Annotated in this window: 8 protein-coding genes; 1 reads left to right on the top strand and 7 read right to left on the bottom strand. The window is 37.6% G+C overall.

Annotation, left to right across the window (positions count from 1 at the left end; translation table 11 throughout):
- The first annotated feature begins 3 nt into the window (after positions 1 to 3).
- Positions 4 to 2,559 (top strand): adenosylcobalamin-dependent ribonucleoside-diphosphate reductase, encoded by a 2,556-nt coding sequence (locus B4F31_RS12800; RefSeq protein ID WP_093302445.1) that lies wholly within the window; start codon positions 4 to 6, stop codon positions 2,557 to 2,559.
- Positions 2,560 to 2,756: 197 nt separating this feature from the next.
- On the opposite strand, the gene B4F31_RS12795 is transcribed toward B4F31_RS12800, so the two are convergent.
- The 7 genes from B4F31_RS12795 to B4F31_RS12765 all read right to left on the bottom strand — a co-directional run bounded on the left by B4F31_RS12795 (position 2,757) and on the right by B4F31_RS12765 (position 13,595).
- Positions 2,757 to 5,327: a hypothetical protein gene (locus B4F31_RS12795; RefSeq protein ID WP_286761434.1), complete on the bottom strand. Its 2,571-nt coding sequence runs from the start codon at positions 5,325 to 5,327 to the stop codon at positions 2,757 to 2,759.
- Positions 5,328 to 5,336: 9 nt separating this feature from the next.
- Positions 5,337 to 6,233 (bottom strand): hydroxypyruvate isomerase family protein, encoded by an 897-nt coding sequence (locus B4F31_RS12790; protein ID WP_286761433.1) that lies wholly within the window; start codon positions 6,231 to 6,233, stop codon positions 5,337 to 5,339.
- Positions 6,234 to 6,490: 257 nt separating this feature from the next.
- On the bottom strand, positions 6,491 to 7,195 hold the full coding sequence (locus tag B4F31_RS12785; RefSeq protein WP_093302044.1) for an NUDIX hydrolase: 705 nt from the start codon (positions 7,193 to 7,195) through the stop codon (positions 6,491 to 6,493).
- Positions 7,196 to 7,254: 59 nt separating this feature from the next.
- Complete coding sequence (locus tag B4F31_RS12780; RefSeq protein ID WP_286761432.1) at positions 7,255 to 8,844, bottom strand: solute:sodium symporter family transporter; 1,590 nt, start codon at positions 8,842 to 8,844, stop codon at positions 7,255 to 7,257.
- Between the two features lie 70 nt (positions 8,845 to 8,914).
- Entirely contained in the window at positions 8,915 to 9,910 is a 996-nt protein-coding gene (locus B4F31_RS12775; protein ID WP_083634161.1) for an aldose epimerase family protein, read from the bottom strand.
- Positions 9,911 to 9,920: 10 nt separating this feature from the next.
- A complete protein-coding gene (locus tag B4F31_RS12770; RefSeq protein ID WP_286761431.1) occupies positions 9,921 to 11,744 on the bottom strand; it encodes a DUF885 domain-containing protein in 1,824 nt (607 codons plus the stop codon).
- A gap of 3 nt (positions 11,745 to 11,747) precedes the next feature.
- The gene (locus B4F31_RS12765) at positions 11,748 to 13,595 is read right to left on the bottom strand and encodes a CocE/NonD family hydrolase (RefSeq protein WP_093302037.1); all 1,848 of its coding nucleotides are present in this window, start codon (positions 13,593 to 13,595) and stop codon (positions 11,748 to 11,750) included.
- Positions 13,596 to 13,690 lie beyond the last annotated feature (95 nt).

Raw genomic sequence — 13,690 nt, 5'->3', positions numbered from 1 at the left:
AATATGGGTGTGAACACTACTACCGCCGCTCCTAAGACTTATAGCCAGGATGAGGCTTTTAAAGCTTCGTTAGACTATTTTAAAGGAGATGATTTAGCCGCACGGGTGTGGGTAAATAAGTATGCGCTTAAAGATTCCCAGGGGAATATTTATGAGCTTACGCCAAACGATATGCATCGTAGAATTGCAAAAGAAATTTCCCGTGTAGAGCAACGCTACCCAAACCCAATGAGTGAAGATGAGGTTTTTGACCTTATTAAAGACTTTAAATATATTGTCCCTCAAGGTAGCCCAATGGCCGGTATAGGTAACCCTTATCAAATTGCTTCCCTTTCTAACTGTTTCGTAATTGGTAACGATGGCGATTCAGATTCTTATGGAGGGATTATGAAAATAGACCAAGAACAGGTTCAGCTTATGAAACGCCGTGGTGGTGTTGGTCATGACCTTTCCCACATTCGCCCAAAAGGCTCGGCGGTAAAAAACTCTGCCCTTACTTCTACCGGTATCGTTCCTTTTATGGAACGATATTCTAACTCCACTCGTGAAGTTGCGCAGGATGGGCGTCGTGGAGCGCTTATGCTTTCTGTTTCTATTAATCACCCAGATTCTGAAGACTTTATAGATGCAAAAATGGAGCAGGGAAAAGTAACCGGCGCCAATGTATCGGTAAGAATTGATGACGAATTTATGCGCTCGGTTAAAGAAGATCGCAATTATGTTCAGAAATATCCAATTTTTAGCGAAAATCCGAAGAAATCTAAAGAGATCGAAGCTAATAAGCTTTGGAAAAAAATAGTACATAACGCCTGGAAATCGGCTGAGCCTGGAATTCTTTTCTGGGATACCGTAATTAACGAATCGGTCCCAGATTGTTATGCCGATCTTGGTTACAAAACGGTTTCTACCAACCCATGTGGGGAGATTCCGCTTTGTCCTTATGATTCATGTAGGCTGTTAGCTATAAACTTATTTTCTTATGTAGAAAATCCGTTTACTAAAGAGGCTTCTTTCAATTTTGAACTTTTCAAAAAACATATTGCCGCTGCACAGCGCATTATGGACGATATCATTGATCTTGAATTAGAAAAAATTGATGCAATTCTTGCTAAAATTGAAGCAGATCCTGAAGGTTCAGAAATTAAAGGTGTAGAATATAATCTTTGGAAAAACATTCAAACCAAAGCTAAAGAAGGTAGAAGAACCGGAATTGGCATCACTGCTGAAGGTGATATGCTTGCCGCTTTAGGTATTAAATACGGAAGTGATGAAGGTGTAGATTTTTCAGTAAAAATCCATAAGCACATCGCTATTGAAGCTTACAGAGCTTCAGTTTATGCAGCAAAAGAAAGAGGTGCTTTCGGAATTTTTGATTCAGAAAGAGAAAAAGAAAATCCTTTTATTCTTCGACTTAAAGAGGCAGATGAGAAATTGTATTATGATATGCTGGAATACGGCCGCCGTAATATTGCTTTACTTACTATTGCTCCTACAGGTACTACGAGTTTAATGACGCAAACCAGTTCTGGAATTGAGCCGGTATTTATGCCTGTTTACAAACGAAGAAGAAAAGTAAATCCTAACGATAAAGATTCCCGTGTAGATTTTGTAGATGAAGTTGGCGATTCCTGGGAAGAATACGTGGTTTTCCACCATCGATTTAAAGAATGGATGAAGGTTAATGGCCACGAAATAACCGATGATTATACACAAGCCGAGCTGGACAAACTTGTAAAAGCTTCTCCTTACTACAAAGCCACTTCTAACGATGTTGATTGGCTGAGTAAAGTAAGAATGCAGGGAGCTGTACAAAAATGGGTAGATCACTCTATTAGTGTGACCATTAATTTACCAAACGATGCTACCGAAGAATTGGTTGGTCAGCTATATTTAGAAGCCTGGCAAGCCGGTTGCAAAGGAGTTACCGTGTATCGTGATGGTTCTCGCTCTGGAGTTCTAATTTCTAACGAAGAGAAAAAAGAAGAGGCTGAAGAAGAAAACAATACGCCATTCCCAACTACTCGTCCGCAAAGCTTAACTGCAGATGTGGTTCGTTTTCAGAATAACAAAGACAAATGGATTGCTTTCATTGGCTTAATTGACGATAGACCTTACGAGATCTTCACCGGTTTTGCCGATGATGAAGAAGGAATTCTGCTTCCACGCTGGGTAACTGAAGGGACAATTATAAAAGCTAGAAATGAAGATGGAACTTCTCGTTACGATTTCCAATATGAAAACAAACGAGGTTACAAGACAACTATAGAAGGCTTATCGCATAAATTCAACCCGGAATACTGGAATTATGCTAAATTGATCTCTACCACGCTTAGACACGGGATGCCAATTGAAAAGGTTGTAGATTTAATAAGCAGCCTGCAGCTAGACAGTGAATCTATAAACACCTGGAAAAACGGAGTTGCCAGGGCGCTAAAACGCTTTATCGCCGATGGTACCGTTGCCAAGAAACAAAAATGTACCAATTGTAATTCATCTAATCTTATCTATCAGGAAGGCTGCCTTACCTGTCAGGATTGCGGCTCTTCCAAATGCGGATAGTCTCTGGTTTAGATTAGATAAAAAATGCCTTTTGAAAATTTTCAAAAGGCATTTTTGTTTGTAGGAAGGAAAATATTTTTAACTCGTCATTCTGAATTCATTTCAGAATCTAAGATGCTAGCAATTAGAACAAGTTAGAAGCTGAAACAAGTTCAGCTTGACGAATGAAGTTTATTCAAACCGCCTTTTTCATTTTATTATTCCAAACTCACCGAAATAATCCCAACTCCCTGCGGCTTTTCCAGCTTAATATCTTCAATTCCCGGGCCGATTGAAAATTGCAGCGCTTCTGTATTTTCTAATTCAAAATCGCCTTCATAAGAATGTTCGAAATAAAACGGTAAAAATGAAGGATAAGGTCTTGGCAGACTCACTGTTTTAACCGGTTTTAAAGCGGAAAGATCAATTTTATAAGTTTTGGTCTCCTGGTCAAGATCTAATGTAGTTCCAAAAGCCGCTCCGTTTTTCATTACCAAGGCAATTTGAAGTTTATCTGTTCTTTCGGTTAATGCTCTGGCTTTGATCACAAGGCTATTTTTGGAATTTAACTCGCTTTTACGACCCGTAATTTTTCTATTGAAATTATATCGAAAAGAGTAATCGTAAACCGGTTCTGCCTCAGGGTTTTCAACATCTTTTTCAAAAAGTTTCTCCACTTTTACCTGATATTCTGCTTCGCCCGGAATATCAGTTGGCACGAGCTTATTTTCAGGGCTCCACTCGCCTACTACATAATCTTCGTCTTCTGAAGCATTAAAAATATAAAGCGGTTTAGTCTCTTTTACAATTTGTGTGGTATATACCTCTTCAAAATAAAAATCCCAATCTTCAGGACTTCCAGAAACTTCACCGGGGAAAGTTTCTTTTCCTTTATTAGTAGTAACGATAATTCGATACTCCAAAAAGCCATTTTTCAACACATTTTCCGGAATTTCCGCCGAATAATTATAAGCGTTATTATTCTTAAGCTCAATAGCTTCATAAGTATTCCCGTTTTGCAGCCAGGCTTCTACTTTTTCTATTTCTTTGTCTGAAACGATCTCTGCATTAATTTCTGCTGAAGAATTCTCGGTAAGTTCTTTTATCGGATGGTGCATAACATAAGTTTGCGCTACGGTACTTTCGGGAGCGGTAAACTCTTCCAGCTCGAACCTTAAATTTATATCTGAATTTTCATCAATTTCGGCTCCTTTATTTTTCAAAAGATAAGTTCCGGGACGAATTTTAAAAGTTTTCCCCTTAACTTCAGGTGTAAACTCATTGTCTTTGTTTAAAACTTTCAGGCTAAAGTCTTCATTTAAACCGGCAAAATCTAAAGTCATTTCCCATTCATTCCATTTGATCACCGCAACGGTTTTTTCAAGGCTGTTGCTTCCAAAAGGATTATCGACCAAAATAGCATCAGGCATTACTTCCAATCGCCAAACACCGTCGTCTAATTTATCGAGAAAATAGGCGCCTTTACCTTCATATTTAACCACTTCAGAATTACCAAAACCGGCAACTTGCTTGAGGTTTTTTAAGGATTTTGGCTGATTATCATTCGTATTGGTATAAATAAATTTTTCTTCAGAATTTAATACCGCGAGATCCTTTTCATAATCAATCGTAAAATCCTGAAATTCCAGGTTTTCTGGATAAATACCAAAATCACTATTTACAGGAACCTGATGAAAAATCTCTCCCACAATCATTAAGGAAAGGGCTTTTTGTGGCGTGTAGGCCAGGTTCATATAGTGCGTATTGTATTCGGTATTTCCAAACGCCAAATAAGTAGGATCGTAAGCGAAGTGAGTTCCTATCTGGATTCCGGCTTCCCGGAAACTCCTTGCCATTGCAGGATAGATATAAGATTTCATCACATCGGCGGCATCAAATTCGTACACGAGTTTCGCCGCGTTATTTTCTTCAATTACATCATTAAACGGAATATGATAATCGTTTACATTTGGTAACAAATTCCCTTCCAATTCCTTCTGAAACCCCAATCCTGTTGGGTACCATTGAAAAGTTCCGCCATCTATTCCAGCATCAAAATAAGATTCGGCGAGATGAATACTATGACTTACATTATAGAAAATTGGTTTCTTAGAGCCGGTGCTTTTCATTGATTTCACCATTTTCTCAATGAATTCCTGCACTTCTTCAGGCTCTCCTTTATGGTGCGGTTCGTTGCTAATTTCAAAAGCAATAAGGTTTGGCTCATTTTTATAAGCTACGCCCGTATGCGGATTCACGTGATTCAGGAATTGCTTCAAATAATTTTCCTGAGCTTTAATAGCACCGGGCTCAGTTAAGCTTCCGGCTTTTTCGTATTTGTTAGAAAATCCGGGAGTATCTTCATCGGGTTCCGGCCAGCCATTTCCCCAATAGGCAATGGGTGTAACCACGAAATTTATATCACGTTCCTTGAGCTTTTTCAATAAATAATCAAATAACTCGAGATGTTCGTTTACTATTAAATTGCCTTCTTCATCACTAATTTCAGTATCCCAAACGTGAATTCTATAAAGATCAAAACCGAGTCGGGAAAAATGATAAACATCCTTATCTATCGCTTTTTTTAGATCTATACCTAATTTCTCACCACTTCGATAGCCGTGCGCAAAAGGTACCGAATAATTGACTCCAAAACCTTTGACTTCTGCATCGTTATGCCCCCAACGCATCAGGCCTTCATTATCTACGTAAACATCTTCTTTTTCCTGGGCAAAACTTATAAAACTGATTACAAAAAATATAAAACTCAGCAAAAATCTCTTCTTCATATATAAATTTTAAACATCACAAATTTCAATAGCTTTCTTTAATGAAGAAATTTCATCGGAATTGGTAGGAATAAATTCCTGGGCAACAAAACCTTCAAAACCGGTTTCTACAATGGCTTTCATAATTGCAGGATAAAAAAGTTCCTGGGTATCACCAATTTCGTTACGACCGGGAACTCCGGCAGTGTGATAATGATTTATGTGTTTATGGTGCTTTTTAATTGTAGCAATAATATCTCCTTCCATTACCTGCATATGGTAAATGTCGTAGAGCAATTTAAAGTTATCTGCTCCCATTTCTTCAGCCAGGGCAACACCCCATTCGGTATGATCTGCCATATAATCTGGATGATTAACCTTACTGTTAAGCAACTCCATTACCAGGTTTACATTTTTCTTTTTAGCGTATTTAAGCAGCGGCTTTAAACCTTTTGAGCAATTTTTAATTCCGGTTTTCTCATCCATTCCGCGTCTATTTCCCGAGAAAACAATTACGTTTTTAATGTTATGTTTTGAAGCTTTATCAATTAAACCCTTATATTTTTCCTGAAGATCTTTATGGTTTTTTGGCTCATTAAATCCATTTTCAATACTGGCAAAATCGTCTGTTGCCATAGAACAAACCAGGCCATATTTTTCCACTGTATCCCATTCTGAAGGTTTTAAAAGATCTATTGCCTGAATTCCCATACTCGCACAGGTTTTTGCAAATTCATCTAAAGGAATATTCTGAAAACACCATCGGCAAACCGAATGCTTAACATTGTTCTTTTTTCTATTAGGTAAGCTGTTGTTATCTATATATTTCATAGCAGCAAAAGAAGATGCTACTCCACCCAGGCTCAAAACCCCTGAACCAATGGCTATACTTTTTAACGCATTACGTCTTGTGAATTTCTTGTCCATTATTTATATATTAAGTTGGTATAATAAAATAGAAAATAGAAAAGTCAAAATTCAGGTGAAACTCACCGGGAATAAGACTTTAATTATAAAAACAAGGCTGAAGGAAAAACGATTGACTCAAATATGTATTCCACAACTATCTTTTCTTCGCAAATTATTATAAACGTAAAATTTACAATTAATTTTCAGAAAACAAATTTTTCGGAATAGATTTTTTTTAAAATTTTCTTAACACATTTTAGAAGAAAAAACTTCAATTAGGCGATTTCAAAATTGAAGCCGGACTCTTGAAGTTTCAGGTATTTTTTGCGGTCAAATTTGTATAAAAATGCACCGCGCCGCGAAGTAGACATATCTTTTTCGTCTAATTTAACCAACACATTTAAGGAAAGTACTTTTTTTCTAAAGTTTCGGGAATCGATTTCTTTATGATAAACGGCCTCATAAAGCTTTTGTAATTGTGGAATGGTAAATTTCTCTGGAAGTAATTCGAATCCTATGGGTTTATACCTGGCTTTTCTGCGTATTCTAAGCAGGGCATCTTTTACCATTTGATTATGTTCCAGCACCAAATCTGGCACATCTTCTATATCATACCAATGCGCTCCATGTCTCTCTACCAGTTCCTTATCATACTCGCCAATTCTTATTAAAGCATACTGGGCAATAGAAATAGTTCTATATCCAGGATCACGAAACGTGGTGCCATAGGTTTTTAGTTCTTCCATAAACACGTTTTCCAGGCCGGTTATTTCCTTTAAAACACGTTTTGCGGCTTCTTTCACATCTTCATCCAATTTCACAAAACTTCCTATAAGAGACCAGGTTCCCATAAGTGGTTTAACCCTTCTTTTAAAAATGAGAAGCTTCAGGTTTCCTTCATCAAATCCAAAAATTACGCAGTCTGTAGCCACGTACATTTTATCTTCTTGAATGTAGAAATCCTTTTGAAACGGTTTCATTAAAAATTGAAGTTTAAACTAAGATATAAAAATTCTTTAAGCTCGGATTTTGCACTTAATTATTGAGCAAAATATACATAGATAAATACCACGAGTACCACAATTCCAAGCCCAACCGGTTTTACCAGTTTCCAGGGTTGAATATCTACCTGCCTGGTATAATCTAAAATAAAAGGTTCAATTCTTGGTTTCCATTTACCGATTATAAACATAATAAGTACGTTCAGAACAAATAATATCGCCATTACGTGAAGGTAATGCGGTAGTGCATCTTCTCCTACCACAAAATACTTTAGTCCTAAATAGATTAAATAGAACCCAACCCCACTAAAAATAGCCACTTTAGCCGCAATCGCTGGAATTCGTTTAGTAAGATAACCTACAATAACAATAGTTAAAATTGGAATACTGTAACTTCCGTTTACTTCCTGCAAATACCCAAAAAGCCCCTGGGGCGCATTGGCTATAAAAGGCGCAATAAGCATAGCTCCAATGGCCAGGAATATTCCAAAGCGTTTTCCTTGTTTTACTACTTTCGCTTCACTGGCTTCCTGGTTAAAATATTGTTTGTAAATATCTATTCCAAAAAGGGTAACCGAACTGTTTAATGCTGAATTGAAAGAACTCAAAATTGCACCGAAAAGTACAGCCGCAAAAAATCCTGTAAGCACCGGTGGTAGTACCGCATTTACCAAAGCAGGATATGCCTGGTCGGCATTCTCTAAATCGCCCTGAAACATATGCCAGGCAATAATACCCGGAAGAACTACGATAATTGGCCCGAGAATCTTTATAAAAGCAGCTAGCATTAGACCTTTTTGGCCTTCCCTAAGGTTTTTAGCCGCCAGAGCTCGCTGAATAATTGCCTGGTTGGTTCCCCAGTAAAATAATTGCACAAGCATCATTCCGGTAAATATTGTTGAAAAAGGAACCGAAGCTTCAGGCCCTCCAATAGAATTAAACTTCTCGGGATTAGAATCTACTAAAACTTCCAGCCCATTAATAATTCCGCCGTCTCCAATAGCCATAAGTCCAAAAATGGGAATTAACAAACCTCCTACGAGTAAACCTACAGCATTAATAGTATCTGAAACTGCTACAGCTTTTAACCCTCCAAAAATTGCGTAAATAGATCCTACGATCCCTATCCCCCATACCGTAAGCCATAAGGCGGTATTTGCACTAACTCCCAACATTTCAGGAATTCCGAACATCGTACTAATTGCTAATGCACCGGAATACAAAACAATAGGTAAGAAAATAATCATATACCCCGATAGGAATAGCGCCGAAACCAGGGTTTTGGTTCCTCTATCAAAACGTTTTTCTAAAAATTGTGGTACTGTGGTTAGCCCTCCTTTTAAATAACGTGGTAGTAAGAATAATGCGGTTATTACTATGGCTATGGCTGCAAGGGTTTCCCAGGCCATTACTAAAATTCCTTCACTAAAAGCCTGGCCATTTAAACCTACAATTTGTTCTGTAGATAAATTTGTGAGTAAAACCGAACCTGCAATAACTCCTGCAGTAAGGCTCCTTCCACCAAGAAAATATCCATCACTTGTACTTTCATCGGTTTTTCTGGTGGCTAAATAGGCAATTACAGCCACTAATAGGGTAAAACCAATGAATGATAAAATTCCAACCATAGCTTATTTAAAAATTTTGTTAAATATAAAATTATATATGAGTTTTGATCCTACTTAAGGCATAAACTTATTATTGACCGCTAACCGAGAAGTTATATGAGATCCAATTGTAGTACTGATCTCCCGGTTTTAAAACCGCTTCAGGAAAGTTTCTAAAATTAGGAGCATCAGGGAAATTTTGTGCCTCTAAACATAACGAAGGATATTCTTCAGCGATTTCGGTATGGTAATTCAAATCTTCCGGAAGGTTTTCTGGAGCATAAGCCACCAGTGCTTTTTGATTGGTTTTTACTTCCATCTTTATTCCGGTTAAAGGAGCAAAAAGCCTTGCCGCAACTTCATCTTTATCAGATTTTAAAACATAGGTATCATCCAGGCTCCTGTTTCCAATTAATTTACCTTCAATAAAGTTTTTAGGATGCTTTTTAAGTTTGGTTAAATTACCGGTAGGCAATAAGTTTTTATCTACTTCAAGGATTTTTTCAGCTTCAATCTTTAAAAAATGATCGCTTATACTGCCACCTCCATTAAGGTTAAAATAAGTATGATTGGTAAGATTAATCACAGTTTTTTTATCGGTTTTAGCCGAATATTCTATAAGCAATTCATCATTTTCAGTAAGCGTATATTTAACCTCAACCTGTAAATTCCCAGGATAATATTCTTCCCCGTCCTTGCTGAAATAAGTTAGTTTTACTGAAGGATTGGGCGCCACTTCCTCTTCTTCAATTTTCCATATTTTATACTGAAATCCATTCTCGCCGCCGTGAAGATGAACATTATTGGTTTCATTTAATTTATAGGTAGTATTATCCAACTGAAACTCCCCATTGGAAATTCTACCGGCATAACGCCCCACCGAAGCACCAAAACATTTATTATGCTCTTTATAGGCCGAAGTTATAAATTCTTCTGCCCGCGGGCTAACCACCACATTCACTTTATTCCCGGCCTTATCTTTTATTTTAAGGCTTATAACAGCAGCACCATAGTTAAGAACCTGGAGTTCACTCCCGTTATTATTAACAATAGCTACCGTTTTTAAATCTTCTTTTTGAGTTTTCAAATTATTTTTTTTAGTTGGTTTTACCGGAAATCCAGTTATCTACTTTTTCTTCCAGAATATTCAAAGGTAAAGCTCCATCTAATAGAATTACATCATGGAATTCCCTAATATCAAAATCATCACCTAGTTTTTGTTCTGCTTCTTCCCTTAACTCCAGTATTTTATTCATTCCTATTTTATAGGCTGTAGCCTGCCCCGGCATAACAATGTGTCGTTCTACCATTTTCACGCAGTCACTTTCTGCATTGGGCGTATTCGCTTTATAATATTCTATTCCTTCCTGCCTGGTCCATTTTTTAGCGTGAATTCCCGTATCTACCACTAGCCTGCAAGAACGCCAGAGTTCCATTGCCAATCTACCAAAATTAGAATAAGTGTCTTTGTAAAACCCTATTTCCTTTGGTAATAATTCGCTGTAGAGGCCCCAACCTTCCACATAAGCGGTGTAAAAACTAAACTTTCTAAACTGCGGAATATCCTCCAACTCCTGGGCTATGGCAATTTGCATATGGTGGCCTGGGATACCTTCGTGGTATGCCAAAGCTTCCATTTGGTAAGTAGGCATAGCAGCCATATCGTATAAATTAGCATAATAAGTTCCCGGCCTTGAACCATCTTTTGCAGGTTGTTGGTAAAATGCTTTCCCGGCACTTTTTTCTCTAAAAGGTTCTACCGCTTTTACTACCAGTTCTGCTTCAGGTTCTGTGAGAAAAAGTTCGACTAAATTCGCCTTCATTGTGTTTATAATTTCGGTAGCTTCAGCAAGATATTTTTGTTTACCAAGAGAATCGTTGGCGTAATAAAATTGCTCATTAGTACGCATAAACTCAAAGAAGTCCTGTAGTGTGCCTTCAAAGCCTACCTCTTCTTTTATTTTTTCCATTTCGCCGTGAATACGTGCTACTTCATCCAACCCTATTTGATGAATTTCCTGGGCCGAAAGATTAGTAGTTGTAGTTCTTTTAAGAGCATTGGCATAAAACTCGTCTCCTTTTGGAAATTTCCACGCGCCAGCATCATTATTTGCACGTTTTTGTTGAGTTTCCAGAAAAGAAATTAAATTTTCGTAAGCGGGTTTTACTTCTTTAACCAGAGCATTTTCAGCTTTTGAAATGAGTTCTTTTTCCTGCGCTTTTGTAATTTCCAGCTTAGATAGCTTAGATTTAAAGTCGTTGAGTAAGGCACTGTTTTCTACAGATTTGCCGAAGGGTTTGCCTTTAATTACATTTCTACTGGATTCCAAAACCCTGTCAAAAACAAAAACCGGCGGAACAATCCCATTTTGTTCCCTAATTTTTAGATTTCCAATAACCTCTTCCATAACCTTGGGAATCCCCTTTAGCCTGGATATATAAGCTTCGGCATCGCTTATAGAATCTATACGGTGCATATTAATTAAAAAAGCTGGCAGCTCGGCATGGCGCCCAAACATCTGGTTTACCGGATAATTATAAAACCGAAAATCATAATCGGCGACTTCATTTTCTAATTTCTGAAGGTATAAATCGTAACTCAAACGCGTTTGCTCGTTTAGGGCTGAAGCATCTACTTTCTTTAAATATTCTAAACGCTTTTTAGCTTTTTTTCGATCTTCGGCATATTTAAGGTGTGAAAAATCGTCCCACTTCCCATAATTGGTTTTTTGTCCCAATTGGGTTTGCATCATAGGCGATTCTTCCACGTCTTTTTGAAATTCTTTTTCAAAATATTCATTTAATTCTGCCGAATGTTCTGCTATTTCTTCTTCGGAATAATTTCCTTCTTTTTGACTACATGAAATACCTAAAAACAGGAAACTGATTAGAAGGATTTTATGAATAAATCTAATACTCATAGGCTATTCTTTTAATATTGAAAATTCTATTGCAGAATCTCCATAAATGGTGTGGGTTTGTTTCTGAAAATCTTCTTCTTCGGCTTCAAAAATATTTGGCACAAAAGTTTGAGGATTTCTGTCTATAAGCGGAAACCAGGTACTTTGCACCTGAATTTGTAATTTATGTCCTTTTTTAAAGGTATGGTTAATATCCTGCAGCGTAATATTTACCGGGGTCTTCTTGTTAGGCTCAAATGGCTCGGGATTTTCAAAACTGTTTCTAAATCTGCCTCGCATCACTTCACTACGCACCATCATATGGTAGTTGTCCATATCAAGATGGTCCATGGTTTCTTCGTAATCTTCTGAGTCGGCCGGGTAAACATCTATTACTTTTACCACCCAATCTGCCGCAGTTCCTGTGGTTGCCACGTTTAAACGTGCCAAAATCTCACCGGTAAGTTTCATATCTTCTTCCAGTACTTCGGTTTCAAAAACCAAAACATCTGGTCTCCTGGCGGCAAAACGCTGGTCGCCTGTCATATATTCTCTTGGAGTGAACACCGCTTTAATTTCATTATTATATGATACAGGTTTTGCAGGGTCACTTACAAAGCTTTCTTCATTATTGGTAGCTTCGTTGGTTAATTCCTGGTTATCTCCCAGGTAAAAAACTTTAGATTCTGCTTCTTTTGGAGGCCAGGCTTCATAAGAATTCCATTTTCGGGCTCCGGTATCGTAAACATAAGCTTCAGCTAGATCTACATCACCATCGCCGTCTTCTTTTAAAAAGTGGTTAAAGAATTTTGTTTCAATATTTCTTTGATAATTTTCAGAAATATTATCGCCAAAATAAACATTTCCTACAGCCTGCCTTTCGGTTTGTCTCGCCCAATCGCCGTGGCTCCACGGGCCAAAAACCATGATATTATAATTATCACTGGTTTCTTCAATTTTCTTGTAAGTATTAAAAGGACCGTAAAGATCTTCAGCATCAAACAATCCGCCCACAACCATTACGGCGGGTTCAATATCTTCTAAATGCTGAATAATCCCGCGACTCTGCCAAAATTCATCATAATTTGGATGCTCTTTTAGTTGTTGCCAAAATATATTGTCTTCTCCATAATATTCGTCCAGATTACTAAGTGGTCCCACATCTAAAAAAAACTGGTACTGATCCTGGGTACCAAGACCCGGCAATTCGTACCAGGCTTCGGTAGTAGGGCTGGTTTTGTCATATCCAAAAAGTGCGGTTGCTCTCCAGTAACTCAATAAATAAGCCCCATTGTGATGAAAATCGTCAAAAAAGAAATCACCTATTCCGGCTTGTGGAGATGAGGCTTTTAGAGCTGGGTGAGCATCTACTAAAGAAGCAACAGCGTAGTGACCGGGATACGAAATTCCCCAGGTTCCTACCCTACCATTATTATTATCTACATTCTCAATAAGCCATTCAATAGTATCATAAGTATCGCTGGATTCGTCAAATTCATTTCCAGATTTTTTCGGAATAATTGCCCGCATATTATCATACCTCCCTTCACTCATCCAGCGGCCCCGTACATCCTGGTAAACCACTATATTCCCTTCTTTCATCAGATATTCATTCGGGCTAATAAGCGAACGAAATTGATCTTTTCCATAAGGCCGGGAGCTATATGGAGTTCGTTGCATTAAAATAGGATATTCTTTAGTAGTATCTTTTGGGGAATAGATGGTAGTGTGTAACAAAGTTCCGTCCCGCATTGGGATATCTACTTCTGTTTTGTTATAATGTTCTTTTACATCATATTCTTCTTGTGAAATAAGATGAACGGGTAAAAAACTCAAAAACAGAAGAATAAAACTTAAACGGAGTAATTTCATAGTTAAGGGATATTTTAAGCCCCTAAGATAGAAATTACCCCGACAAACCTAAAGGAATTTTAGTCGATAATCGAGTTTTAAATGCGTCAAGGCCT

The organism is Salegentibacter sp. UBA1130 (assembly GCF_002311535.1).
GTDB lineage: Bacteria > Bacteroidota > Bacteroidia > Flavobacteriales > Flavobacteriaceae > Salegentibacter > Salegentibacter agarivorans.
This window is presented reverse-complemented; position numbering and strand designations above follow the sequence as displayed.

What these genes read in the sequence shown, in the direction of transcription:
- B4F31_RS12800 (WP_093302445.1), top strand. Translation starts at nt 4, where the DNA reads ATGGGTGTGAACACTACTACCGCCGCTCCTAAGACTTATAGCCAGGAT.
- B4F31_RS12795 (WP_286761434.1), bottom strand. Translation starts at nt 5,327, where the DNA reads ATGAAGAAGAGATTTTTGCTGAGTTTTATATTTTTTGTAATCAGTTTT.
- B4F31_RS12790 (WP_286761433.1), bottom strand. Translation starts at nt 6,233, where the DNA reads ATGGACAAGAAATTCACAAGACGTAATGCGTTAAAAAGTATAGCCATT.
- B4F31_RS12785 (WP_093302044.1), bottom strand. Translation starts at nt 7,195, where the DNA reads ATGAAACCGTTTCAAAAGGATTTCTACATTCAAGAAGATAAAATGTAC.
- B4F31_RS12780 (WP_286761432.1), bottom strand. Translation starts at nt 8,844, where the DNA reads ATGGTTGGAATTTTATCATTCATTGGTTTTACCCTATTAGTGGCTGTA.
- B4F31_RS12770 (WP_286761431.1), bottom strand. Translation starts at nt 11,744, where the DNA reads ATGAGTATTAGATTTATTCATAAAATCCTTCTAATCAGTTTCCTGTTT.
- B4F31_RS12765 (WP_093302037.1), bottom strand. Translation starts at nt 13,595, where the DNA reads ATGAAATTACTCCGTTTAAGTTTTATTCTTCTGTTTTTGAGTTTTTTA.